This is a genomic window from Streptomyces sp. NPDC004647, assembly GCF_040609575.1.
Lineage (GTDB): Bacteria > Actinomycetota > Actinomycetes > Streptomycetales > Streptomycetaceae > Streptomyces.
The window spans coordinates 1-23,561 of sequence record NZ_JBEXKU010000006.1 but is presented as its reverse complement, the minus strand read 5'-3'; the positions used below and the strand labels follow the sequence as shown (position 1 = coordinate 23,561).

The 23,561-nt window shown below is 70.8% G+C and carries 22 protein-coding genes; 4 read left to right on the top strand and 18 right to left on the bottom strand.

From position 1 onward, the window contains the following. Window positions 1-7: 7 nt before the first annotated feature. The 11 genes from ABZW18_RS04210 to ABZW18_RS04160 all read right to left on the bottom strand — a co-directional run bounded on the left by ABZW18_RS04210 (window position 8) and on the right by ABZW18_RS04160 (window position 10,996). The gene (locus ABZW18_RS04210; protein WP_356181828.1) at window positions 8-793 is read right to left on the bottom strand and encodes an SDR family NAD(P)-dependent oxidoreductase; all 786 of its coding nucleotides are present in this window, start codon (window positions 791-793) and stop codon (window positions 8-10) included. A gap of 34 nt (window positions 794-827) precedes the next feature. Then, window positions 828-1,736 carry an alpha/beta fold hydrolase gene (locus ABZW18_RS04205; protein WP_356181826.1) on the bottom strand — a complete coding sequence of 303 codons (909 nt, stop codon included), beginning with the start codon at window positions 1,734-1,736 and terminating at the stop codon, window positions 828-830. 2 nt (window positions 1,737-1,738) lie between these two features. Beyond that, a complete protein-coding gene (locus tag ABZW18_RS04200) occupies window positions 1,739-2,002 on the bottom strand; it encodes an acyl carrier protein (protein ID WP_356181823.1) in 264 nt (87 codons plus the stop codon). 105 nt (window positions 2,003-2,107) lie between these two features. Further along, the gene (locus ABZW18_RS04195; RefSeq protein WP_356181821.1) at window positions 2,108-3,226 is read right to left on the bottom strand and encodes an acyl-CoA dehydrogenase family protein; all 1,119 of its coding nucleotides are present in this window, start codon (window positions 3,224-3,226) and stop codon (window positions 2,108-2,110) included. Beyond that, window positions 3,223-3,849: an antibiotic biosynthesis monooxygenase family protein gene (locus ABZW18_RS04190; protein WP_356181818.1), complete on the bottom strand. Its 627-nt coding sequence runs from the start codon at window positions 3,847-3,849 to the stop codon at window positions 3,223-3,225. The genes ABZW18_RS04195 and ABZW18_RS04190 overlap by 4 nt, the downstream gene beginning before the upstream one ends. Before the next feature lie 122 nt (window positions 3,850-3,971). Continuing rightward, window positions 3,972-4,652 (bottom strand): antibiotic biosynthesis monooxygenase, encoded by a 681-nt coding sequence (locus ABZW18_RS04185; RefSeq protein WP_356181815.1) that lies wholly within the window; start codon window positions 4,650-4,652, stop codon window positions 3,972-3,974. 47 nt (window positions 4,653-4,699) lie between these two features. Continuing rightward, complete coding sequence (locus ABZW18_RS04180; RefSeq protein ID WP_356181812.1) at window positions 4,700-5,470, bottom strand: SDR family oxidoreductase; 771 nt, start codon at window positions 5,468-5,470, stop codon at window positions 4,700-4,702. A gap of 97 nt (window positions 5,471-5,567) precedes the next feature. Beyond that, window positions 5,568-6,572, bottom strand: coding sequence for an LLM class flavin-dependent oxidoreductase (locus tag ABZW18_RS04175; RefSeq protein ID WP_356181810.1), 1,005 nt, complete (start codon window positions 6,570-6,572; stop codon window positions 5,568-5,570). Between the two features lie 128 nt (window positions 6,573-6,700). Next, window positions 6,701-8,743 carry an SDR family oxidoreductase gene (locus ABZW18_RS04170; protein ID WP_356181807.1) on the bottom strand — a complete coding sequence of 681 codons (2,043 nt, stop codon included), beginning with the start codon at window positions 8,741-8,743 and terminating at the stop codon, window positions 6,701-6,703. A 290-nt stretch (window positions 8,744-9,033) separates the two neighbouring features. Beyond that, window positions 9,034-9,738 (bottom strand): hypothetical protein, encoded by a 705-nt coding sequence (locus ABZW18_RS04165; protein WP_356181804.1) that lies wholly within the window; start codon window positions 9,736-9,738, stop codon window positions 9,034-9,036. 43 nt (window positions 9,739-9,781) lie between these two features. Then, the gene (locus ABZW18_RS04160) at window positions 9,782-10,996 is read right to left on the bottom strand and encodes a ketosynthase chain-length factor (RefSeq protein ID WP_356181801.1); all 1,215 of its coding nucleotides are present in this window, start codon (window positions 10,994-10,996) and stop codon (window positions 9,782-9,784) included. Window positions 10,997-11,274: 278 nt separating this feature from the next. Here ABZW18_RS04160 and ABZW18_RS04155 point away from each other — a divergent pair, with 278 nt between their 5' ends. Further along, window positions 11,275-11,607, top strand: a complete 333-nt coding sequence (locus ABZW18_RS04155) for a hypothetical protein (RefSeq protein ID WP_356181799.1) — start codon at window positions 11,275-11,277, stop codon at window positions 11,605-11,607. Between the two features lie 17 nt (window positions 11,608-11,624). Here ABZW18_RS04155 and ABZW18_RS04150 read toward each other — a convergent pair whose 3' ends face one another. From ABZW18_RS04150 to ABZW18_RS04140, 3 genes are all read right to left on the bottom strand, one after another. Beyond that, on the bottom strand, window positions 11,625-12,896 hold the full coding sequence (locus ABZW18_RS04150; RefSeq protein WP_356181796.1) for a beta-ketoacyl-[acyl-carrier-protein] synthase family protein: 1,272 nt from the start codon (window positions 12,894-12,896) through the stop codon (window positions 11,625-11,627). Beyond that, complete coding sequence (locus ABZW18_RS04145; RefSeq protein ID WP_356181794.1) at window positions 12,893-13,222, bottom strand: TcmI family type II polyketide cyclase; 330 nt, start codon at window positions 13,220-13,222, stop codon at window positions 12,893-12,895. Before ABZW18_RS04145 ends, ABZW18_RS04150 begins: the two co-directional genes overlap by 4 nt. Before the next feature lie 241 nt (window positions 13,223-13,463). Next, window positions 13,464-14,066, bottom strand: coding sequence for a hypothetical protein (locus tag ABZW18_RS04140; RefSeq protein ID WP_356181791.1), 603 nt, complete (start codon window positions 14,064-14,066; stop codon window positions 13,464-13,466). 741 nt (window positions 14,067-14,807) lie between these two features. Between ABZW18_RS04140 and ABZW18_RS04135 the strand changes: the two genes are divergently transcribed. After that, the gene (locus tag ABZW18_RS04135; protein WP_356181789.1) at window positions 14,808-15,113 is read left to right on the top strand and encodes a MarR family transcriptional regulator; all 306 of its coding nucleotides are present in this window, start codon (window positions 14,808-14,810) and stop codon (window positions 15,111-15,113) included. 253 nt (window positions 15,114-15,366) lie between these two features. Here the strand turns inward: ABZW18_RS04135 and ABZW18_RS04130 are convergent, their stop codons facing one another. The 4 genes from ABZW18_RS04130 to ABZW18_RS04115 all read right to left on the bottom strand — a co-directional run bounded on the left by ABZW18_RS04130 (window position 15,367) and on the right by ABZW18_RS04115 (window position 21,619). Next, window positions 15,367-16,320, bottom strand: a complete 954-nt coding sequence (locus ABZW18_RS04130) for an LLM class flavin-dependent oxidoreductase (protein WP_356181786.1) — start codon at window positions 16,318-16,320, stop codon at window positions 15,367-15,369. 94 nt (window positions 16,321-16,414) lie between these two features. Continuing rightward, the gene (locus ABZW18_RS04125; RefSeq protein ID WP_356181784.1) at window positions 16,415-17,593 is read right to left on the bottom strand and encodes an ABC transporter substrate-binding protein; all 1,179 of its coding nucleotides are present in this window, start codon (window positions 17,591-17,593) and stop codon (window positions 16,415-16,417) included. A 541-nt stretch (window positions 17,594-18,134) separates the two neighbouring features. Then, on the bottom strand, window positions 18,135-19,463 hold the full coding sequence (locus tag ABZW18_RS04120; RefSeq protein ID WP_356181781.1) for a class I SAM-dependent RNA methyltransferase: 1,329 nt from the start codon (window positions 19,461-19,463) through the stop codon (window positions 18,135-18,137). A gap of 101 nt (window positions 19,464-19,564) precedes the next feature. Continuing rightward, window positions 19,565-21,619 carry an APC family permease gene (locus ABZW18_RS04115; RefSeq protein ID WP_356181779.1) on the bottom strand — a complete coding sequence of 685 codons (2,055 nt, stop codon included), beginning with the start codon at window positions 21,617-21,619 and terminating at the stop codon, window positions 19,565-19,567. 498 nt (window positions 21,620-22,117) lie between these two features. On the opposite strand from ABZW18_RS04115, the gene ABZW18_RS04110 reads away from it, so the two are divergent. Both ABZW18_RS04110 and ABZW18_RS04105 read left to right on the top strand, forming a co-directional pair. Beyond that, on the top strand, window positions 22,118-22,786 hold the full coding sequence (locus ABZW18_RS04110) for a TrkA family potassium uptake protein (RefSeq protein ID WP_356181776.1): 669 nt from the start codon (window positions 22,118-22,120) through the stop codon (window positions 22,784-22,786). Continuing rightward, window positions 22,783-23,460, top strand: a complete 678-nt coding sequence (locus ABZW18_RS04105; protein ID WP_356181773.1) for a TrkA family potassium uptake protein — start codon at window positions 22,783-22,785, stop codon at window positions 23,458-23,460. The genes ABZW18_RS04110 and ABZW18_RS04105 overlap by 4 nt, the downstream gene beginning before the upstream one ends. The last annotated feature ends 101 nt before the right edge of the window (window positions 23,461-23,561 follow it).

Genomic DNA, 23,561 nt, shown 5'->3' with positions numbered 1-23,561 from the left:
TCGAAGGTCAGAAGTTGCCGAGTCCGCCGCAGACGTTGAGTGCCTGCGAGGTGATGGAGGCCGCGGTGTCGGAGGCCAGGTAGCCGACCAGGCCGGCCACTTCCTCAGGGGTGGAGTACCGGCCGAGCGGGATCTTGGCCTGGAACTTCTCCAAGATCGCGTCCTCGGTGGTGCCGTAGGCGTTGGCGTAGCCCTGCCGGACCCGCTGTGCCATGGGCGTTTCCACGTAGCCCGGGCACACCGCGTTCACGGTGATGCCGGTGGGCGCCAGCTCGTTGCCCAGCGCCTTGGTGAAGCCGACGACGCCGTGCTTGGAGGCCGAGTACGGCGCGCCGAGCACCACGCCCTGCTTGCCGGCCGTGGAGGCGATGTTGATGACCCTGCCGCGGTCCCTGCCGCGCATTCCGCCGGTATTGAGCACTTCGCGGGTCACCCGGAAGACGCTGTTGAGGTTCGTCTCGATGACGTCCTCCCACAACTCGTCCTCGATGTCCGCGGTGACCCCGCCGCCGCTGCGCCCGACGTTGTTGACCAGTACGTCGACGGGCCCGTAGGCGTTGACCGCTGCCTGCACGAAGGCGCGCACGTCGGTGCCCGACCGGACGTCCACGACCGAGCCGTCGACCTCCACGCCCTCGTCCCGCAGCTGCTTCACGGTCGAGGTCACGTTGTCGGCGCTGCGCGAGCCGATGTACAGCTGGTAGCCCTCCCTCCCGAGGAGCCGGGCGATCGCGAGGCCGATCCCGCTGGTGGCTCCGGTGACGAGTGCGGACCGCTTCTCCTGTTGCGACATGTCCTGTTCTCTCCCGTGATTCGGTGTGGCGCGTTCAGGGATGCAGCGGGTGTTCGCGACGCCGGGCGTCCGAGGCCAGGCACTCCTCCAGGAAGCCCAGTGCCCTCAGGTGGTACGAACGCGCGCTCCAGCCCAGGCTGATGTTGTGGCCACTGTCCGGCTGGCGCTCCACCAGCACTCGCGGCGAGGAGGTGAACCTGGCCCGCAGATCGCCGACGGCGGTCTCGTCGTGCCGCCACCACGACTCGTGCTCGGCGAAGGTGAACCGGACCGGCGTGCGGACCGCGGCGGCGACCTGGGCGAACTGGCCGGGCCACCGCCGTGCCTCGGCCCGTTCCTGCTTCGGTACCGGCGAGACCAACGACTTGCTGAGCGTGAACGTGCTGGGCGGGTAACAGCGCAGCGCCCCCCAGTTCTTGGTCCAGTGCTCCGAGCGGCGGTCGTCGAGGAGGTCGTCGGGCACGGCGTACTCCTGGCCGCAGCCCGACACGTCAACGCCCAGCAGATCCGCGCCGGCGGGCTGGGCGGCCGCGGTCAGCGCGACCTTGCCGCCGTAGGAGTGGCCCAGCAGGAAGAACCCCGCGCCCACCGGGTGGCGGTCGGCGAACCACGCCAGGGCCGCGTGGACGGCCGCGGCCTGTTCGTCCAGGGTCCGGCCGTGCGGCGCACCCGCGGCGGAGGCGCCGTACCCCGGCCGGTCCAGTGCAAGGACGGTGAAGCCGAGCAGCGTACCCAGGGCGGCCAGCGACACGTCCTGGTGGGCCTTGCCGTGGAAGTACTCGGCGCTCATACCAGCGCCGTGCAGGGCGACCACCACAGCCCGGGGCGGTGCGCCCTCCGGCTCGCCGAGTAGCCCCGACAGCGCGAGGTCCCCGGCACTCACCCGGATGCGGCGCACCCGTGCGCCCACCGCCGACAGCGGTTCGCCGCTGGTGCGGGTCATCGTCAGTCCGTCGTGTTCAGGTGGGCGTTGACCAGTTCGATCAGTTTGCGAGGCGTGTGCTCGATGCTCAGCGCGTCATCCTCCAGCGTGATGCCGTACTCGCGCTCGATGCGACCGCCGGTCTCCAGCAGGGCCAGCGACTCGTAGTTGAGGGACTCGAAGTCCGTGTCGAGGATGTCCACTTCCAGGTTGACGGACTCGTCGGCGCCTGCCGCTTCGACCAGGATGCGAAGCAGGTCGTCGAGGGTGAATTCCCGGGCAGCCATGGGGATCCTTTCGGGCTTGGAATGCGGTCACAGATCACCGGCCCTGCGCGCGGGGGCGCAGGCCGGCAGACCCGGGCGCGGACGTCAGCGGCCGGCCCGGACCGGTCACGCCGACAGCAGGCGGCGGGCGTAGCCCAGGCCGGCCGGTTCGAACTGCAGGGCGGCATGCGAGCCGGCGGTGTGCACGTCGCGCCAGATCCGCTGCATGCGGTGCGACCTGGCCTGGCCCCGGGTGCCGGTCACCCCGAACAGCCGGTCCACCGCGCCCACCAGGATCTGCACCGCCACGGTCGCGTCGCGGTGGCTGCGGACGGCCAGGTCGTCGTCGAGCAGGCCCCCGTCGGCGGTGTCGGCGACCCGCTGCAGCAGGAGGTCCGCGGCGTCGATCTCCGTCGCCGCGCGTGCGAAGGCCAGCAGGCTCGACTCCCTGGCCGCGGCGCGCGGGCCGTTGGGCTGCACGGACAGGTGCTGCCCGGCCACGCTCTGGGCGCCGCGGGCCGCGCCCAGGATCGGCGCGGCGAAGGTCAGGCCGTTCACCGAGAACAGCGGGGCGGACTGGGCCCGGGTGGCCGGTCCGGCCAGGATGCCCTGCCGCATATCGTCCCAGACGAACGCCCGGTACTCCGGCACGAACGCGTCGGCCACGGTGAGGGTGTGGCTACCGGTGGCGTGCATGCCGATCGCCTCCCACGTGTCCTCGTACGTGAACACGTCGCGGGGCACGGCGAACACCCGCACGTTCCGGTCAGCCTCCCGCGGCAGGGAGGAGCTGACCAGCGCCCAGTCGGCGAACTCCACGCCGCTGACGTAGAGCCAGGAGCCGGAGAGCTGCCAGCCGCCGGGCAACGGCTCGGCCCGGACGCCGGATGCCACCATCGAGCTGACCAGCCGGGTGTGCGGGCCCTTCGCCCACACCTCCTCCTGGCCCTCGGTCGGGAGGTAGGCCGCGAATCGCCCGTTGTAGGCCAGCAGCGAGGCGATCCAGGCCGCGGACGCACAACCCGCGCCGACCTCCGCCACCGCCTTGACCACCGCGCCGCAGGTGGCGCCCGCGCCGCCCCAGCGCTCGGGCACGAAGGCGCTGGGGAAGCCGGCCTCCGCCAGCGCCTCGACGGTCTCGGCGCCGACCCGCCCCGAGGCGTCCGCCTCGGCGGCGCCTCGGCCGGCGGACTCGGCCGTCACCCGGACCGCCGCCGGGTCCGGCCAGCCGCCGGCGGCGGTCACGACCGGCCCCGGATGTACTCGAGCCGGCTGAGGTAGATCTCGACGCTGATCAGGTCCTCCACCGCCGACCGCGACCGCTGCTTGCCGAGGTAGGACCGGAAGGCCGCCTCGTCCGCCCACTGGGCGTATTTGATGACGTGCCTCCCGGACCGGTCCCGGTGCACCGCGTCGGAGACGAACCCGGGAGCGTCGGCAAGCTCCGGGTCGTCCTGGACCAGTTCCTTCAGCACTTCGGCCTGGTGCTCGGGGGTGGTGATGATCACCACGACCGTCGTGAGCAGGCCGTCGTCCACCGACAGGCGGGGGGCCGGCTGCCAGGTGTGGACCACCTCGGTGGCGACGCTGTCCATCCGGGAGAAGGTCAGGGCGTGGTCGAGTCGGCCCTTGGTCGCAGTCTCGGCCCTGAAGGCGTCATAGGCCGCCTGGCTCTCCCACTGGGCGTAGTTGAGGACGGAACGGCCGTCGGTGCCGCGGTGGATGTTGCCCGAGACCAGACCCGGCTGGACGTCCGCCGGGGGCAGCCCGCGGAACGTCTCGAACAGCTGGTCCTGCCCCGGCGCCCCTTCGGTGTGGAAGATGTTGAACAGCGAGAGGTAGCCGTCCTCCACCCTGATCGAACTCATGTCGTCTCCGTAGGTTGTCGGGAAGTACGCGGGTCACGCTCGGCAAACATCCCCGAGGCACGCCGTCGCCGGCCGCGCGCCGGCGTCCCCGGGTCGGCCGCGACGCCTCCCAGGTGCCGGTGTCACAGGCTCCCGAAGGGGTTGGTGATGATGTAGCGCCACTGCCCCTGGGCGTTCTTCTTCAGCACGTCCAGACCCCGCCCGGTGCCGGTCAGTTCCGGGGCCCCGGGCACCTCCAGGCTCCAGTCGACGACCAGCGCGGCAGTGTCACCGACCACGTAGGTCTCCCGCACATCGGCGGTCAGCCGCGGCTCACGCTTGAGGAACTCCACGACCGTGTCGCGGTGTTCGGCCGCGGTGACCGCCTGGCCGGGCTGCCAGACCGACTGGGCGCCGGGCGCGTAGACCGACAGGAGGCCGTCGATGTCCCTGGCGTTGTAGGCGTCGACGTACCGCTGGTTCATCTCCGCCGGGTCGGTGGGAGCGGCGGCCGGTTCCGACAGCGGGCCGACCAGCGTCAGCTGATGGACCTTCAGCTCCTCCCGCAGGTAGTCCGGCAGGCTGGTCAGGAACTCCTTCATGTACGGCTGGTCCAGGTGCCGGTCCACGTCCGCCTGGGACTCCCACGTCTCGTAGAAGACGAGGAGGTTCTCCTCGGCGATGTCGCGGTGGATGTAGGTGTGGACGCTGCCCTGCTCGGTGCGCGCCCGCGTGGCGAGCGCGACCAGCTTGGCGCCGAACTCCTCGGCCACCTCGGGCCTGGGGCGGGCGAAGCCCACCGCCGACACGGTCGTGTTGCTCATCGTCGTCTCCTCAGCTGATGCTGTCGTCGTGCGGGGTGGGGGTCTGCTCAGCCGAGCAGGGTGCCGCCGGTGGCGTCCACGAACGCGCCGGTCATCCAGCGCGCGTCGCCGGACGCGACGAACGCCACGATGGCGGCGACCTCCGAGACCGTGCCGACCCGGTTGAAGGTCGACTGCGCGGACATCGCCTTGACCGCCTCGGGGTTGCTGAACACCGGGTCGCCGGTGTCGGTGATGCCCGCGGCCACGGTGTTGATGGTGATGTTCCGCTGCGCCAGCACCGGCGCCAGGTGCAGCGTGATCTGCTCCAGTGCGCCCTTGCCCATCGCGTAGGCGATCTGCGGCGGGAAGGTGGCGTGGGTGACGCCGGAGGAGATGTTGACCACCCGTCCGCCGTCCGGGATGAGCCGCAGCGCCTGCTGGGTGAGTAGGAAGGGCACCTTGGCGTTGAGGGTGTAGCAGTGGTCCAGGATCTCCTCGGTCACCGCCTCCGGCGCCGTGCCCGCGAAGCCGGTGGCCGCCGCGTTGTTCACCAGGATGTCCAGCGTCGGGCCACCGGTGTGCTCCACCAGGCCGGCCTCCACCGCCGACAGCAGCTGCTGGATCGAGTCCGGCGTGCCCAGTTGGGAGCGCACGGCGAACGCGCGGCCACCGGCCTCCTCGATCAGCGCCACCGTCTCCTTCGCCGCGCTCTCGTTCGTGGCGTAGTTGACGGCGACCACTGCGCCGTCCTCGGCCAGGCGCTGCGCGATGCCCCGCCCAATGCCCCGGCTGGCCCCGGTGACCAGCGCTGTTCTGCCCTGCAGTGTGCTGCCCATGGATACCCCTCAGCGATGTGGGAAGTGGTGTGGGTGCTGCTGACGAACCTGATGCGCGCCCGGTGCGGACCTGACGCGTCTGGTGCGGGCCGGGCCCTCAGACGCCGACGGGCGCGTCGGCCCCGACTTCGGCCGCCGCCCGCAACAGCGGCGGCAGCGCCTGGCTGATCAGTTCGATGTTCCGTACGACCAGGTCATCGGGCATCCCGGCCACGCTCGCCCAGAAGATGAGCTGGGTGACCGGCAGCCCCCGGGTCAGATCGGTGATGCGCGTGGCCGCGTCCTCGGGCGTCAGGATCTCCAACATGCCCCACGGCCCGTCGGGGTCCCGGTTGCGCAGCTCCTCGGCGCGGATCAGCGGCGGCGGCGGGGTGTCGGTGCCCTCCACCGACGCCTGCCGGTAGCTGTTCATCTGGTGGGCCAGGTAGGGCGCGACCCGCGCCCAGGCCGCGTCCGGGTCGTCGGCGAGGATGATCGGCACCAGGTCCCCGACCCGCGCGGTCTCCGGCGGGTGCCCGCCCTCGGCCAGGCCCTGCCGGTAGTGCTCGAACATCGTCGGGTTGATGTGCAGCAGCCCGATACCCAGCCGGCCGGCCAGGCGCGCCCCGCGCGGCCCGTAGAAACCGCCCCACAGCGGCACCGGGTCCTGGATGGGCAGCGGCGTGATGCCGCGCTCCTCCCACAGCCGGCGCATCTCCACGATGTTCGCCTCCGTGCGCCGGAAGCGGGTCTTGATGTTCGCGCCGAACAGCTCATACTCCGGCACCCGGTAGCCGGCGCCCACGCCCAACTCCAGCCGGCCGCCGCTGATCAGATCGACCACCGCCGCCTCCTCGGCCAGCTGGGCCGGCACGCGCAGCGCGGGCTGGAGGATGGAGGTGCCGATCCGCACCCGGCGGGTGCGGGCCGCGGCCGCCGCCGCGAGCGTCAGGGGCTGCGGAAGATAGCCGTCGGGGAAGAGGTGGTGCTCGGTGAACCACACCCCTTCGGCGCCGCGCAGCTCGGCCTCCTCACACAGCTCCAGGATCTGCGCGTAGTGGTCCGCCCAGGGGCGCTGCCACCCCTCGGGGTTGCGCGCGTCGAACAACAAGCCAACCTTCATGCTCCACTCCCAATCTTGTGCGGTCGCGCGGGTGGCGACGTCGGCCGCGCTCGCGCGTGCCGTACGTCGCGGGGTCGGGGGGCCGCCGGGTTCGCGCGACCCCCGGGGCGGCATGCCGGGGCCAGGCCCTACAGCAACGTGCCGCCGGTGGCGTCGATGAATGCTCCGGTGATCCAGCGCGCCTCGTCGGTGGCGAGGAAGGTGACCACGTCGGCGACGTCCTCGGCTTTGCCGACCCGCTTGAAGGCCGACAGCTGCGCCATTTGCTCCACCGCCTCGGGGATGTCGAACACCGCGCCGCCGTTGTCGGTGATGCCGGGAGCGACGCTGTTGACGGTGATCAGCCGCGGCGCCAGGTGCCGGGCCAGGTGCAGCGACAGCTGTTCGATGGCGCCCTTGGTCATGGCGTAGGCGGTCTGCTCCGGGTTGGAGAACCGGGTCAGGCCGGAGGAGATGTTGATGATCCGGCCGCCCGTGGGGATGATGCCGAGCGCACGCTGCACGATGAAGAACGGAGCCTTGGCGTTGACCGCGAACAGGTGGTCGAACTCCTCCGGGGTGGTGTCCTCCGGCTGCTGGCCGGCCGGGGTGATCGCGCCCGCGTTGTTGACGAGGATGTCCAGCCTGGCCTCCCCGATCCGCTCCTTCAGTCCCTTCTCCAGGCCCAGGAACAGCTGGTGCACGTCGCCGGGCGCGCCGAGCTCGGCCCGCACCGGGAACGCCCGGCCGCCGTCCTTCTCGATCAACTCGACGGTCTCCAGTGCCGCGTCGGCGTTCGAGGCGTAGTGCACGGCCACCAAGGCGCCCTCGGCGGCGAGTTGGGTGGCGATGGCGCGCCCGATGCCCCGGCTGGAGCCGGTTACCAGCGCGGTCTTGTCGATGAGCCTGCTCACGGTGGTCCTCTCAGGTGTCAGGTGGGACCGGCTGGGCGCCGGCGCGGGTGTCGGCCGCAGGACGCCGGGTACCGGTGCGGCCGTGTCGAGCCCGCTGATCATCCCGGCCAGGTGACGGCGGACCGCCCGGTCCTCCAACAGCTCCCCGAAGGTGGACCGCAGCGGCTCCACCTGCTGGTCGCCGAGGAGCAGCAGTGTCTGGGCGCGGATGTTGGACAGCGTGCGCGCGCCCACCGGATGACGGCTGTCGTGGTAGCTCTCCAGGACCTCGTCGCCGCCCCGCCCCAGCACCCGCGCGGCCAACTTGCCCCCCAGGTCAGCGGCGTCCTGCAGACCGAGGTTGAGCGCCTGGCCGCCGACGGGCATCTGAAGGTGCGCGGCGTCGCCGGCCAGCAGCACCCGGCCCTGCCGGTAGCGGGTGACCTGCCGGCTGGTGTCGTCGAACGCGTTGAGCCATAGCGGCGTGCCGTGTCCGACGTCCTCGCCGGTCACCGTGGCCCACGCGTCGGCGACCTCGGCGAAGGAGGGCGGACCCGAGCGTGGCTGCGGCCGGTGGCCGTACAGGTGCACCATCAGCCGCGTCGAGCCGTCCGGCCACCGGGCTGCTGTCGCCATGCCCCGCGGCAGACGCTCGAAGCGGCGGTTGGGCACGTCGATGCCGGCGACGTCGGCCCGCAGCATCTCCCGCCCGGCGCTCCGGCCGGCCAGAGTGAAGCCTGCCAGCTCCCGTACGGTGCTGCGTTCGCCGTCGCACCCGACCAGGTAGGGTGCCCGTGCCGCGACGCGGGAGCCGTCGGCCGACTCCAACTCGACCTCCACCCGGCGGGCGGTCTGGGTCAGCGTGACGAGCCGGTGCCCGCGCAGCAGCCGCGCTCCCAACTCGCCCGATCGCCAGGCGAGTTCACGCTCCAGCAGTGTCTGCGGGCACTTCCACTGTCCGGCGTGCGGGTGCTGCGGGTCGGCCTCGGCCAGGTCCAGCCGCAGGCCGCCGAAGTGGCCGGGACCACCGGGCGGCGGCGGGCCCAGCCGCTGCAACAGGTCCCTCGCGGCCAGCACCTCCATGGTGCGCGCGTGCAAGGTCGAGGCACGCGACTCGGTGATCGGCTCGGTGAGCGCCTCCACCACTGTCACTCGCACCTCGACGGACGCCAGATCGCCGGCCAGCAACAGCCCGACCGGACCGGCACCGACGATCAGCACGTCCGGCTCCAGCGAGTCGGCGTATGGCCCGACCGGACCCCCGCCGACGTGCGCGCCGACCTTCTCCGGCCCGCTCATCGGGTCAGCATCCCGCTTCCGGGGATGCCGTGGCGGGAGCGGCCCGGTGGACGACCGGCCGGCGACGGGACCTTCGACGGGCCGGCCGCGCCCACCGTGACGGTGGGAGTGTGCGGCGCGCCGCACACGGGCTGACCGCTTCGGTGGCGAGTAACCAGGATTCGGTGACGAGTAACCATGGCGACTGGATGCACTCCTTGGACGCGGGCACGCGACTTCGCGGCACTGCCGAGTGGGTGGTCGGGTCGCAGGCGGGCCTTCCTCCTGGGGCCGACCCGCGCGCGGCACCGTCAGCCGGCCGCCTTCTCCGGCGCGTTGAGCGTCGTGTGGTGCCGGTACAGCGCGCCGGCGTCGCCGCCGAAGTGCGCCAGGATCGGGTCCCACACGTCGGCGATGTGCTGCGAGGCCGCCTCCTCGGAGAGCCACTCCGACAGGACCAGCACCCGGGTGCCGTCCAGGCTGACGTGGAAGTTGGCCGCGATGGCGCCCGGGTAGGCGCGCTCGTCGCCCTCGTTCTCCTCCTCCGCCGACAGCAGGCCGTCCACCCACGCCGTCGCCGACGCCTCGTCGGCCATCGTGAAGAACGCCACCGGGAAACTCACTGGCACCGGATCCTCCTCGGTGACCGCGGTGCCGCGCACGGTGCGATAGATCCCGAACGGCAGCGGCCCGGTGGTCCGCACCCCGTTGTCGGCGCCCTCACCCAGCAGCGCGCCCGGGGCGTTCGCCCACGACACGCTCCCGACGTCCTTCAGCGACTCCTCCAGCGCGCCGCGCGCCGACCACTGCGCGTAGGTCAGCACGGAGGTACCGTCCCCGCTGGTGAAGACGCTCAGCGCGACCTGCTCGGCCGGCCACGGGCCGGCCTGCCAGCGCGCGGCCACGGTGTCGGCGAGCTCCGCGGCGTTCGGTTTCGGCAGCGACGCGGTGGTGACCACCACCGCCTTGACGTCGGAACGGCCGAAGGCCGGTGGGGCGTCGGAGGCTACAGGCATCGTCTTTCACTCCCGGTGTCGTCGGTTCGATCAGTCAGTCAGGTCAGTCAGCGGAGCGCACGACCATCGCCGAGTTGAAGCCCCGGTGACCGCGCGCCAGGACGAGCGCCGTACGGACCTCGGCGGTGCGCGGACGGCCGACCACGATGTCCAGGCCGTAGCCCTCGTCCGGCTCGGTGTTCACCGTCGGCGGGATCAGACCCTCCTCGATGGCGAGGAAGACCGTCGCCAGATCGAGCGCGGCGGCACCGGAGTACAGCGAGCCGGTCGCCGTCTTGGGCACGGTGACCGGCACTTGCCGGGCACCGAAGACCGCGTTGATCGCCTCAGCCTCCACCCGGTCCAGTTCCGGCAGAGCCGCGCCGTTGGCGAAGACCACGTCCACGTCGGCGGCCTCCGCGCCGGCGTCGGCCAACGCGGCCTCGATCGCCGCGCGCAGCGCCGGCGGACGGTCGCTGCCCGGACGGGGGTCGAAGGTGGCGCCGTAGCCGGCGATCTCGCCGTAGACCCGCGCGTCGCGCGCCTCGGCCAGGTCCCGGCGCTCCACGATGAGGATGGCGCCGCCCTCGCCCGGCACGTGCCCGGAGGCCCTGCGATCGAACGGCAGGTACGCCGTGCTCGGGTCGTCGTCGGTACTCAGCAGGCCGCTGGTCAGCTGGGCCACCCAGCCCCACGGGCACAAGGAGGCGTCCACCCCGCCGGAGACGATCAGCGGCGTGCCCCTGCGGATCTGCCGCCGCGCCTGCGCGACCGCGTCCAGCCCGCCCGCCTGGTCGCTGACGACCACTCCGCTGGGGCCGCGCATGTTGTGGCGGATGGAGATCTGACCGCTGTTGACCGCGTAGAACCAGGCGAAGGACTGGTACGCGCTCACGTACTCGCTGCCCTGGCTCCACAGCCGTTGCAGCTCGCCCTGGCCGAGCTCGAAGCCGCCGGAGGCACTGGAGGTGACAACGCCCATGTCGAACGCGGGCAGTTCCCGCGGGTCGACGCCGGCGTCCTCCAGCGCCCAATCCGCCGCCACCAGCGCGAGCCGGGTCATCCGGTCGGTCTGCGGCAGCAGCCGGTTGGGCAGGTGGTCCTCGGCCACGAAGCCGTGGATCTCGCCGGCCAGCCGAGAGGGGTACCCGGTCGGGTCGAACCGGGAGATCCGGCCGATCGCGCTCGTGCCGACGCGCGCGGCCGCCCAGTACTCCTGGGCTCCTAGTCCGTTGGGGGCGACCACACCGAGGCCGGTCACCACCGCCGAGACGCTCATCAAAGGTCCATTCCTTCTGCAGCCCTCTTCGGTAGGGTTGTGACCTCTTGGTCCCGGTGGGCGCACGGCCAGATGCGCGAGCCGTTCGACGGCCGGCGTGAGTCCCGCCGGCCCCACCGGACCGAGGCCGTCTGATCGGCTTCAGGGACACGCCCCGCAGAAGGCCGATCAACGAACTCCCGGCAGACGTCCTCGCCCCCGAACAGGTGCTCCGTCGCAGGCACAGGGGTACGACCTTCGCGTTCATCGGATGGGACCGGGCGACCGAGACCCATGACGTGACCGTCATGGACGAGTCCGGCAAGCGCGTCGAGCGGTGGGAGTTCGCCCACGCTGAGGAGGACTTCGCCACGACCCTGGCCTCGCTGGGCAAGCACGGGGCCCCGGCCGATCTGCCTGTGATGATCGAGGCCAGCCGCGATCAGGCCGTCGAGAACAACGACGACGCCCGCACCGGCGACAAACGGCACCCCCCTGCCATCCGCATCCTCGCCCGCGCCTGGCTCCGCGTGATGTGGGCCCGCAGGCGCGACGGAACCTGCCACGACCCCGCCACCCACCAAACCAACCGCAAGATCAACACGACCGCCGACACACCCTTGGCGGCATAGAGGTTGACTCAGCGAACTCATGCGGCGTTCCTTTCGGGGCGGGCCAGCACCATCGCGCTCTGGAAGCCGCCGAAGCCGCTGCCCACGGTCAGTACCGCGTCGGTCCGGTGTTCCCGGGCGGTCAGGGGCACGTAGTCCAGGTCACACTCGGGGTCGGGCGTGTGAAGGTTCGCCGTCGGCGGCACCACGTTGTAGGCCATCGCCAGGGTCGAGGCGGCGATCTCGATGGAGCCGATGGCGCCCAGCGAGTGGCCCACCATCGACTTGATGGAGCTGACCGGCGTGGCGTGGGCGTGGCTGCCCAGGCTCTTCTTGAACGCCGCCGTCTCGTGCCGGTCGTTCTGCTTGGTGCCCGAGCCGTGTGCGTTGATGTAGTCGATCTCCTCCGGGTTCATCCGCGCCTCGTCCAGCGCGGACCGGATCGCCTCGGCCATCTCCGCACCGTCCGGACGCAGCCCCGTCATGTGGTAGGCGTTGCTGCGCGTGGCGTACCCGGCGATCTCGACGTAGATGTGTGCGTTGCGCCGCCGGGCGGACTCCAACTCCTCCAGCACGAAGAACGCCGCCCCCTCCCCGAGCACGAACCCGTTGCGGGTGCCGTCGAACGGGCGGGAGGCCTTCTGCGGTTCGTCGTGCCGCGGCGTGGTCGCCTTGATCGCGTCGAAGCACGCCATGGTGATCGGCGAGATCGGCGCGTCCGAGGCGCCGGCGATCATCACGTCCGCCGATCCCTCACGGATCAACTCGAGCGCGTAGCCCACCGCGTCGATGCCGGAAGTGCACCCGGTGGACACCACCGCGTTCGGCCCCTCGGCCGACACCGCCCAGGCCACCTCGGCCGCGAAGGAGCTGGGCACCAGGTAGTTGTACAGGTGCGGCACCGCGTAGGTGTGGTCGACCAGGTCCAGCCGACCGCCGTCGCTGACCACCCGGTACTCCTCGTCCAGGCCCATCGTCGCGCCGACCGCCGTCCCCACCGTCACGCCGACCCGGTGCGGGGCGTAGCCCTCCAACTCCAGGCCGCTGTCACTCAGCGCACCGCGCGCGGTGACGACCGCGAACTGCGCGGCACGGTCCATCCGCCGGATCTCCTGCGGATGGAGTCCTTGTGCCTCTGGGTCGAAGTCGATCTCGGCCGCCACCCGGGAGCGGAACGGCGACGGGTCGAAGAACGTGATGCCCCGCGTCGCGGTACGCCCCTCGCTCAGCAGCGACCAGAAGTCCTTGGCGCCGACGCCACCAGGGGCCAGCACCTCCAGGCCCGTGATGACCACGCGACGACCACTCACGACGCGCCCTCCCACTGGTAGAACCGCGTCGCCATGGCGTCGGCCGGAGACCGCCAGGTGGCCGGGTCGTACGCCTGGATATACGGCTTCAGGTCATCGCTGATCCGGATGAAACGCGGGTCTTTCCGCGCTCCCTGGATCTGCTCTTCGCCGTTGTCGGAGTCGAAGTCCTGCAAGTGGAAGTAGAGCCCCTGGTAGTGGAATAGCTGACGTCGGCGGGTACCCATCAGGTGTGGCATCTCCGTTTCGTCGAATTTACGAAACAGATCGGCAACGTGCCCGAATTCTTCGGGGTCCATGCGCGCCACAATCAGGGTGCTGTGCATACGTGTCTCCTCCACGTCGTTCCGTTGTCGGTCGAGCGGGAAACGGGCACCGTTCTTCTTTCGGCGTGGAAACCCCTTCTGGGCATGGGGAATCCGGGGTGGATAGGCCGGATCGGGAAGACTGGAGCGAGAGGGCTGCCGCAGCAAGCGCTGAGCAGAAGAGCCGATGGGGAAGGCCCGCGCGGGAAATACATCGCGGAACATACAGCGATGGCGGACCTGGGCGTCGTCCTCTGGCCTGTCACCGCCGGACGGCCCGCTCCTTGCGCCGGCTGAGGCTCGCGGCCACGTCGTTTTCCGCGTAGTACGTGCGCCCTGCGCGGGAGACGCGGCGCCACTTCTGCTCGCTGGCGAGCCGGTAGACGGTCCCGGTCGGCGTGTTCCACAGCCGGGCGATGTCCGGGGCGGCCAACCAGTGCTCGCCGGTGGGCGGTGAGCTGCGCCGGGTCTCCCGGTGCAGCTGTGCCCACTCATGCTCACCCCACCGGTGGTCGGGGTGCGCGGTGCACTGCACCTGGGTGTCGCCGGCCCGGCCGCCGCGTATGGTCGCCGAGAGTGCGCCGTCGCACCCCCGCATCACACACGGCCCGACCGCGACCCGCTGCACGGAGCTGGGATCGGCGGCGCGGCGCGCGAAGCCCGCGGCCCGCGCGACCTCCGCGGTGAGCTCGCCCGCCGCCGGGTGGGCCGCGAGCCAAGTGAGGTGGGTCAGCAGGAAGTTCGACAGCGCACCGACCTGCCGAACCGGCGGGCACACCGCGCGCTGGTCCGCGACCAGGCCGCTCCACGACCCGAGCGTGGTGATGATCCGGGTCCTGGCCTCGGCCGCGAAGCCGTTGAACACCAGCCCCGGCGACGGCGACCCGCCGCTGGTCTTCTCCCGGACTCCTGCCGCGGCTCCACCGCTGAGCGCCTCCTCGCACTCCGCGTACAGCCGCGGCAGATCCCGAATTCCCGCTGAAAGCAGGCCGAAGCACTCATGGCATAATCGGCCTCGGGCGGCGGGCCGTCGCCCACCGCCGTCAAGAGCCGCTCTACGGCAACGATAACTGTCGCACTGATTTGCTTCGTAACTGCTCGACTGCATCGTTTCCCATTCTCTTCTGACACGCCAGTATCGGGGTCCGATCGGACACTGTGGTGTTTCGGCTGCCGCGGCTTGTTCGGTGCGTCGACACCCAGGTGATTCGGCGGTTACGAGGACCGGCCATACCTGGTCGGATGGAGAGACGGGGGCGGTCGCGGAGGGCATTGGCCACAAAGCTCCGGACCCTGACATCCATATTCTTCGGAAGGCGCCTCGGCATCAAGAGAAAAAGCGTCAAAGTCAGGTCCGGTTCGACAGGAAAATCACACCTGTCTTCGGATATCGTCAGGCGAACGTCAGAGCTGGGTCAGAACGCCCGGTCGGGACGCGGTGGGGGCCGGGCTTCGCACCGCGTCCCGCGCTTCGCGGGCCTGCCGCCGGGCGTGCGCGTTCTGTCATCCTCGTCCCCGAGAGATCATGACATCAGCGAAGACACCGGCGGCGAGCGCGCCCATGCCCCGAACGCCTGGCGAGCCCCCCACCCCAAAGGCGGCGGTGGTGCCCCAGGACGCGGGGCCCGCCGAGGCTCTGGTCGATCTGTCGCACCACGTGCTGCACCTGTTCGCCGATGTCGGCCGTAGCCACAAGCTCAGTCAGCAGCAGGTCGAACTCGTCTGCGCGGTCGTCGTCCGCGGCTCGGTCGGCATGACCGAACTGGGCGGGGTACTGCACGTCGAGAAGTCGAACCTCAGCAACCTCGTGGACCGGCTCGAACAGCGCGGCCTGGTCCTGCGCAGCAGGGACCCCGCCGACCGGCGTGCCACCCAAGTCACCCTCACCGACGACGGTCTGGACGTGGCGTGAGGATCTACGAGGACGTCACCGCGCGAGTGCGAGGGCTACTGGCGCGGCTGGCGGTGGACGACCAGCGCCACCTTGCGGCGGTGACCCGCAAGATCGTGCGGGACGAACCGGCCTGACGGCCGAAACCGCCGCGACTCCACCCGGCTCGACGGGCCGCGGGGGCGGTGATGGCGTCACCGCCCCCGCGGCCTTCGTGCCCCACGCTCTCGCCGCTCCGGCCGGGACTGCGCCGCCCCTGCCGACACGGCCCCCGTCACCGCTGCCCGATCGCCTCACGCACCTTCGGCACGACTTCATGAATCCACCGGCCAACGGTGAGATCCGCCGAGGTCGGGTCGTCGATCCTGTGATGGACGAATCCCGCCGCGCCGAAGTCATTGACCGCGGTGACGAGTTCCTCGACCCACTGGCCCACCGAGCCGCCCAGCCAGAGGCCGCTCTCGGCGCGGGTGACGGTCAGCGGCTTCTCTGTGATCCTGCCGGTGACGTTGTAGATCGTGGCGATGTCGCTCGGCTTGCGGCCGACGGCCTCGGCAGCCTCGTCGATGATCGGACGTGACCAGGCGACCCGTGGCCCGCGCCAGTCCGCGGCGTGGCCGGGCGCGAGCCCGATGCCGGGAATCCAGCCGTCCGCCAGCCTGCCGGTCACCGCCAGGGACTTCGGGCCGTTGGAGCCGGTCCAGATCGGCGGCGTGGGCGTGGCCGCCGGCGCCAGGCCCTTGACCTGGTAGAACTCGCCGTCGAAGTCGACCGGTTCGCCGCCGCCGGACAGGGCCCGGATCAGCAGGATGCCCTCTTCGAACGCCCGAACGGCCTCGGCGGGCGTCAGCTTGCGGACGCCGAACTTGGCGATCTCGTCCCACAGCCCGCCCGCGCCGATTCCGAGCACGAACCGGCCGCCCGACAGCTCGGACAGCGAGGTGACGGTGCGGGCCAGCATCGGGGCCGACCGGCTCGGCAGGTTGGTGACGCTGGCGAGGACCGACAGCCGGGAGGTGCGCCCGAGCAGCACACCCAGGGCCGCGTAGGCGTCGACCCGGTCCGCGAGGTACGGGTGGTCGGAGACGGTGACGAGGTCCAGGCCGCCCTGTTCGGCCTCGTCGGCGTGGCGCAGACGCTCGGCCGTCCCTTCAAGCGCGGTGGTCAGCCCGGTGCCGAACACCACGCGTCGGCGGCCGGGGACTGAGGTGACGGCTTCACTGGTCATCGGCTGATCCAAGCGTCGTGGAGGATGAGATGACCGGACGGGTTGAACGCCAGGCCGTGCGCCTTCCCCGAGAAGGCGAACTCGGTCACGTAGTTCACCACGGGGATGACGTCGGCGTTGCCCAGGAGGATCCGCTGGGCCTGCGCGATGAGCTGGGCGCGCTTGGCCGTGTCGGTGGTCGCGTTCTGCTGGTCGAGCACGGTGTCGAGCGAACTCGGCGCGAATTGTAGGAGTTGACCAACTTGGTGGAGAACTGCGTGCGCAGGATGTCGGCGTCGGGGCGCTGCGCGCTGGCGACGAGGATGTCGTAGGCGCCCGACTGCTGCACTTCGTTGACGGCGGCGACCGGAATCTCCTTGATGGTGATCTTGACGCCGATCTCCTTCAGCTGCTGCTGGATGAGTTCGAGCTCCGGGCTCACGCTGCTGATCGCACCGGGGTTGCCGATGCTGATGCTCAGTGGCCTGCCGTCCTTGGTGCGGATGCCATCGCCGCCAACCTTCCAGCCGTCCGCGTCGAGCAGCGCCTTGGCCTTCGCCGGGTCGTAGGAGACGAGCGAGGACTCGTCGGAGTAGCCCGGCGTGGTGGGCGACAGGATGCTGGTGGCCGGCGTCGTCCCGGACGGGAACAGACTGACCAGGTCCTGCCGGTTGATACCGTACATCAGGGCCTGACGTATCTTCACATCCTTGACCAGCGGCGCGGCGTGGTTGATCCACAGCGCATTGGTGCCCGACAGCGTGACCGTGCGCAGTACCTGGCCGGAGGACGCCAGGGCCGCTTCGTCCGAGCGGATCAGGCCGGCGATCAGGTCGACCTGGCCGGACCGGAGGGAGCCGGTCCGCACCCCGTTCTCGGGCACGATCTTGAAGACCACCTTGTCCAGGTAGGCCGCGCCCTTCTTCTTGAACGGCACCGATCCCCAGTCGTAGCCCTTGCGGTTGGCCAGGGTGATCGACTGGTTCGGCACGTGGCCGGCCAGCGTGAACGGGCCGGAGCCCACGACGCCCGTGGAGCAGCGCTGGGCCGGCGTCTTCTTCAGGCTGGCCTCGGAGATCAGGCCCAGCGACGGTGTGGAGGAGGCCTGGAGGAAGGAGGCGTTGGGCTGCTTGAAGGTCACCTTCGCCGTCAGGTCGTCGACCACGGTGGTGCCGGCGTACCCGCTGAGGTACGCGATGCCCAGGCTCGCGAGTCCACCGAGCTTGGTGGTGATGTCGTCCAGGTTGTCCTTGACGTCCTGCGCCAGGAGGCGCTGACCAACACGGTCAAGCACGCGGGCGCGTCCCGCACCCGGGTCCGCCTGCTGTGGGAGGGAAGAACCGGAACAGCTGCACGTCCGCATCTGTGACGACGGGCCTGGCGGCGCCGGTGGGACCACGGCACGCCCCCCGTTGCCGCCGATGGCTCCGGTCAGTTCCTCCGTTGCTCGTGATGCCGTCGTGGTCGGGCAGCTGAAGTACGGCGTGGACGCAGTATCCGCCGCCGGGCCGTGGGCCGGTATGCAGAGTGCCGCCTGTCGCGGCGATCCGCTCCCGCATCCCCAGCAGACCATGAGTGAGGTGCCCGCGGACGTCGCGATATCGGAATCACCTCACGATCACCCCGGTGACCACAGCCACGACGCTCGGCCAGAGCTACGGAGCAAGCGTCATCCGAGCGTCGAGAGTCCTCGAACAAAGTTCGAAATCAAAGCGATTCAAACGCTGTCGCCAGAAACCACAGGTCAATTGCTCTCCCGGGTCAGCCGGTCCGCTCGACTGCTTATCCGAAGGGAAAACAGGTCGAGCGATCAACCCTGGCCACAGAACCGCAGGTCAGGCGTCCTTGGCCGCAGGCTTAAGGATCGCCACGCACTCCACATGGTGCGTCATCGGAAAGAGGTCGAAAGCACGTAGCGAGGCCAACTGGTAGCCCTCGGCCCGGAAGTACCCCAGGTCACGGGCGAGCGCCGCCGGGTCGCAGGCGATGTACGCGATCCGGCGCGCGCCCAGCCCGGCGAGATGGGTGACCGTCTGCTTGCCCGCCCCGGCCCGCGGCGGGTCCAGCAGGATCAGATCCGCCTCGGTGATCCCGGTCCGCGGCAGCACCTGCTCGACCTTGCCGTGCTCGATGCGGACCCGGTCCAGATCCTGGAGGTTGTGCCGGGCGTCCTCGACGGCGCGCTTGCCGGACTCGATACCGAGCACCGCGCCGTTCTCCCCCACCCGTTCGGCCAGCGCGCCCGCGAACAGCCCGACACCGCAGTACAGATCGAGGGCCATCTCGCCCTTGCGCGGCATCAGCCCCTTCATGGCCGCCTCGACCAGCAGGTCGGCGGCCTTCGTGTGGACCTGCCAGAAGCCGCCGGCGCCGACCCGCCAGGTGCGGCCGGCGGCCCGTTCCCGTACGAAGGGGCGTCCGTGCACCCGGTGCACGCCGCCGGTCTTCTCGTCGACCCGCATCACCGAGACCGGGGTGTCCAGTTCGACGATCGGCAGCCGGCCGCCCGGCTGCGGGGTGAGGATCACCTGCCGGTCGTGCGAACCGGTCGCGGCGATGGCGTCGATGGACGCGATCTGCGGCCACTCCCGCTTCTCGACGCCCAGTTCGCTCACGCCCGGCGCCGCGATCAGGCAGTGGTCGACCGGCTGCACCTCGTGCGAGCGGTGCTTGCGCAGACCCGCGTGGCCCTCGGCGTCCACCGCGTACTGCACGCGCGTACGCCACGCCGGGACCTCGCCCTTGGGCACCTTGTCACCGGGCACGGGCTCCACCGTCCCGTCCCAGCCCGCCTCCTCGGGGGTGAGCCCGGCGAGATGGCTGAGCTGTTCGGTCACGACCGCGGCCTTGAGCCGGCGCTGGGCACCGGGGGCCACGTGCTGCCAGTCGCAGCCGCCGCACTTGCCGGGACCGGCGTACGGGCAGGGGGCCTCGATCCGGTCCGGGGACGCCTGAAGCACCTCCACCGCGTCCGCGCGCAGGAAGCGCGAGTCCTCCTGGCCCTCGGTGACCCGGGCGAGGATCCGCTCACCGGGCAGCGTGTGCCGTACGAACAGCACCCGGCCCCCCGGCGTCCGGGCGATACAGTGCCCGCCGTGCGCCACGGGTCCGACCTCGACCTCGTACTCCTCGCCGACCAGCGATGCGGTGGATGGGTTTGTCACGGGGGAGGTGCTCCTGAGCTGGGGGTGCGGGGTGGGGTGCGGGGCAGGGCGGCCACTGCGGACTGCAGCCGTCCAGTCTACGGCGCCGCGACCCACCGGCCTCACTTCCGATTGTTGGCCTTCTCCTTGTCCCGGTCCACGCCCACCGGACCGCGCCGCACGGAGCCCGGGGCGTTCCACTCCGCCCGCTTGCGCGCCCGCTGCTTCGCCGCCTCGGACGACTCCAGCTGGTACGGCACCGAGGTCACCATCACGCCGGGGGTGAACAGCAGCCGTCCCTTGAGCCGCAGCGCGCTCTGGTTGTGCAGCAGGTGCTCGTACCAGTGGCCGACGACGTACTCGGGGATGTAGATGCTCACCGCGTCTCGCGGGCTCTCGCGCCGGATCCGCTTGACGTAATCGATGATCGGGCGGGTGATCTCGCGGTAGGGCGAGTCCAGGACCTTCAGCCGTACGTCGATGTTGCGCCGCTCCCACTCCTCCTGGAGCGCCTTGGTCTCGGCGGTGTCGACGTTGATGGTGAGCGCTTCCAGCTTGTCCGAGCGCATCAGCTTGGCGTAAGCGAGGGCGCGCAGCGTCGGCTTGTGCAGCTTGGACACCAGGACGATGGAGTGCACACGGGAGGGGCGCACCACGTCGTCGCCCGGCTCTTCCGGAGCGGCGATCTCCTCGGCGACCCGGTCGTAGTGCCGGCGGATCGCCGTCATCGTGACGTAGAAGATGACCATGCCGAGCAGCGCGACCCATGCGCCGTGGGTGAACTTGGTGCCCAGCACGACGACCAGCACCAGGCCGGTGAAGAAGGCGCCGAAGGTGTTGATCGCGCGGGAGCGGATCATGTGACGGCGCTTGGCCGGGTCGGTCTCGGTCCGCAGATGGCGGTTCCAGTGCCGCACCATGCCGGTCTGGCTGAGGGTGAAGGAGACGAACACACCGACGATGTAGAGCTGGATCAGCTTCGTGGAGTCGGCACCGTAGATGTACACGAGCAGCGCGGCGGCGGCGGCCAGCAGCACGATGCCGTTGGAGAAGGCGAGCCGGTCCCCGCGGGTGTGCAGCTGGCGCGGCAGATAGCGGTCCTGGGCGAGGATCGAGCCGAGCAGCGGGAAGCCGTTGTACGCGGTGTTGGCGGCCAGGAACAGCACCAGCGCGGTGGCCGCGGCGAGCACCACGAACAGGAAGGTCCCATCCCCGAAGACCGCCGCCGCGACCTGCGAGATCACCGGGTTCTGCACGTAGCCGGCGCCGACCGCCGTGCCGTCGCGCAGCAGATCGTGCGCCGGGTTCTCGGCCATCTTCACATCGGTGGCCATCGCCAGCCCGATGATGCCGCAGAACATCGTGACGGCGAGGGCGCCCATGTACAGCAGCGTGGTGGCGGCGTTCTTGCTCTTGGGCTTGCGGAAGGCGGGTACGCCGTTGCTGATCGCCTCGACACCGGTCAGCGCGGCACAGCCCGAGGAGAAGGCGCGCAGCAGCAGGAAGACGAGGGCGAAGCCGGCCAGTCCGGTCTCCTCGGCCCTGATCGTGTAGTCGGCGGTGGGGGCGTTCATGTCGTCGCCCAGCACGAGGCCGCGGACCCCACCCCAGACGATCATCAGGAAGACAGCGGCGACGAAGATGTAGGTGGGAATCGCGAAGAGCTTGCCCGACTCCTTGACGCCGCGGAGGTTCATCAGGGTCAGCAGCACGATCATGCCGACGGCGCAGAGCGTCTTGTGCTCGACGAAGAAGGGGATCGCGGAGCCGAGATTCTCCACGCCGGAGGAGATGGAGACCGCGACCGTGAGGACGTAGTCCACCAGCAGCGCGCTGGCGACCGTCAGCCCCGCCTTGGGCCCGAGGTTGGTGTTGGCGACCTCGTAGTCGCCGCCACCGCTCGGGTAGGCGCGCACATTCTGCCGGTAGGACGCGACCACCGTGAACATCAGCACGACGACGGCGAGGGCGATCCAGGGGCTGAAGTGGTACGCCGAGACACCCGCGACGGAGAGTACGAGCAGCACTTCGCCGGGCGCGTACGCCACGGATGACAGAGGGTCGGACGCGAAGACGGGAAGAGCGATCCGCTTGGGGAGGAGCGTCTCCCCGAGCCTGTCGCTGCGCAGCGCCCGGCCGATCAGAATCCGTTTGGGCAGGTCGGTCAGTTTGGACACGCAGAGGATCGTATGCGGTTACTCCGAACGGCGCCTACCCGCCACCCGCCCCTGGTCCCGGCCGGGGTGCTGCCGGCCCGCGCAGCCGTCACGGATGCACGACCCTGCGGTTACTGTCCGCCGCGCCCGGGGCACAGTGCGCTGGTCCGGGACTCCCACGGACGGTCGCGGGAAGCGGTGCCCAGCCGGAAGGCGTCGCGCACCGCGGAGCCGTACGGAGCCCTTGCGGGAGGCCGGTTCCGCCCGGTGTCGGAGCCGGTGAGCAGCTGATCGCCGCGCGGCCCGGGTACGACGGGGCGTTACCGGGCGCGACCGATCGGGCGTTCGGGCTTGCGGCTACGGTTGTGTCAGGCACCCGCGCGGACAAGACTCCAGTGGGGGCCGCGTCGATACCGCGAGCTGTTGCCCCGGGTATTGCCCGTGAGCCGGACAAGGAAGATGTGAGCAGGGTGTTTTCGCAGTTCAGCACGGTAAGCAGGAGTGCGGGGTAAGGGTCGAATGCACATCGTCATCATGGGCTGCGGGAGAGTGGGATCCGCTCTCGCCCAGACCCTGGAGCAGCAGGGGCATACGGTCGCCGTGGTCGACCAGGACCCCACCGCCTTCCGCCGTCTCGGCTCCGGTTTCGGCGGCCGCCGGGTCACCGGTGTCGGCTTCGACCAGGACACGCTTCGCGAAGCGGGAATCGAGGAGGCCGGTGCGTTCGCCGCGGTGAGCAGCGGCGACAACTCCAACATCATCGCCGCCCGGGTGGCCCGCGAGATGTTCAGCGTCGAGAACGTCGCGGCCCGCATCTACGACCCCCGTCGCGCCGAGGTCTACCAGCGCCTCGGCATCCCGACGGTGGCCACGGTGCGGTGGACGGCGGACCAGATGCTGCGGCGGCTGCTGCCGTCCGGCGCGGAGCCGCTGTGGCGGGACCCGAGTGGCGCGGTCCAGCTCGCCGAGGTGCACGCGTCCCCGGCCTGGGTGGGTCACAAGGTGAGCAAGCTGCAGGAGGAGACCGGCGTACGGGTCGCCTTCCTCACCCGACTGGGGGAGGCGATGCTGCCCACTTCGCAGACGGTGCTGCAAGAGGGCGACCTCGTGCACGTGATGATGCGCAGCAACGAGATCGAGAAGGTCGAGGCGGCCTTCGCCGAAGGGCCCGAGGAGGAGCAGCGATGAGAGTCGCGATTGCCGGTGCGGGCGCGGTGGGCCGCTCGATCGCGGGTGAGCTGCTGGAGAACGGCCACGAGGTGCTGCTGGTCGACAAGGCTCCGACGGCGATCTCCGTGGAGCGGGTGCCGCAGGCCGAGTGGCTGCTCGCGGACGCCTGCGAGATCACCTCGCTGGACGAGGCCGCGCTGCAGCGCTGCAATGTGGTCATCGCGGCGACCGGTGACGACAAGGTGAACCTGGTCGTCTCGCTCCTCGCGAAGACCGAGTACGGGGTCCCGCGGGTCGTGGCGCGGGTGAACAACCCGAAGAACGAGTGGCTGTTCAACGAGTCCTGGGGCGTCGATGTCGCGGTGTCCACGCCGCGGCTGATGTCGGCGCTGGTGGAGGAGGCGGTGAGCGTCGGCGACCTCGTACGGCTGCTGCGCTTCAGCCACGGCGACGCGAACCTCGTCGAGCTGACCCTGCCTCCGGAGTCGGCGCTGGCCGGCACCCGCGTGGGGGACGTGGACTGGCCGGAGGACACCTCGCTGGTCACGATCATCCGGGGCAACCGGGTGCTCACCCCGAACCCGGAGGACGCTCTGGAGGCCGGGGACGAGCTGCTGTTCGTCGCGGCGCAAGCGCGGGAGGAGCAGCTGGAGGACCTGCTGTCGGTGCGGCGGGAGCCGGCCGAGGGCTGAGCGCCCGGGGCCAACGCGCCCCGTCATACGGAAGGTGGGGCCCGGGACCGGGGGGGGGCCCGGGCCCCCCGGCCGGTGGGCGGCCGGCCGCCCGGGGGGCG

What these genes read in the sequence shown, in the direction of transcription:
- ABZW18_RS04160 (WP_356181801.1), bottom strand. Translation starts at nt 10,996, where the DNA reads ATGAGCGTCTCGGCGGTGGTGACCGGCCTCGGTGTGGTCGCCCCCAAC.
- ABZW18_RS04165 (WP_356181804.1), bottom strand. Translation starts at nt 9,738, where the DNA reads ATGCCTGTAGCCTCCGACGCCCCACCGGCCTTCGGCCGTTCCGACGTC.
- ABZW18_RS04175 (WP_356181810.1), bottom strand. Translation starts at nt 6,572, where the DNA reads ATGAAGGTTGGCTTGTTGTTCGACGCGCGCAACCCCGAGGGGTGGCAG.
- ABZW18_RS04205 (WP_356181826.1), bottom strand. Translation starts at nt 1,736, where the DNA reads ATGACCCGCACCAGCGGCGAACCGCTGTCGGCGGTGGGCGCACGGGTG.
- ABZW18_RS04190 (WP_356181818.1), bottom strand. Translation starts at nt 3,849, where the DNA reads ATGAGTTCGATCAGGGTGGAGGACGGCTACCTCTCGCTGTTCAACATC.
- ABZW18_RS04145 (WP_356181794.1), bottom strand. Translation starts at nt 13,222, where the DNA reads ATGCACAGCACCCTGATTGTGGCGCGCATGGACCCCGAAGAATTCGGG.
- ABZW18_RS04105 (WP_356181773.1), top strand. Translation starts at nt 22,783, where the DNA reads ATGAGAGTCGCGATTGCCGGTGCGGGCGCGGTGGGCCGCTCGATCGCG.
- ABZW18_RS04200 (WP_356181823.1), bottom strand. Translation starts at nt 2,002, where the DNA reads ATGGCTGCCCGGGAATTCACCCTCGACGACCTGCTTCGCATCCTGGTC.
- ABZW18_RS04110 (WP_356181776.1), top strand. Translation starts at nt 22,118, where the DNA reads ATGCACATCGTCATCATGGGCTGCGGGAGAGTGGGATCCGCTCTCGCC.
- ABZW18_RS04180 (WP_356181812.1), bottom strand. Translation starts at nt 5,470, where the DNA reads ATGGGCAGCACACTGCAGGGCAGAACAGCGCTGGTCACCGGGGCCAGC.
- ABZW18_RS04210 (WP_356181828.1), bottom strand. Translation starts at nt 793, where the DNA reads ATGTCGCAACAGGAGAAGCGGTCCGCACTCGTCACCGGAGCCACCAGC.
- ABZW18_RS04130 (WP_356181786.1), bottom strand. Translation starts at nt 16,320, where the DNA reads ATGACCAGTGAAGCCGTCACCTCAGTCCCCGGCCGCCGACGCGTGGTG.
- ABZW18_RS04185 (WP_356181815.1), bottom strand. Translation starts at nt 4,652, where the DNA reads ATGAGCAACACGACCGTGTCGGCGGTGGGCTTCGCCCGCCCCAGGCCC.
- ABZW18_RS04170 (WP_356181807.1), bottom strand. Translation starts at nt 8,743, where the DNA reads ATGAGCGGGCCGGAGAAGGTCGGCGCGCACGTCGGCGGGGGTCCGGTC.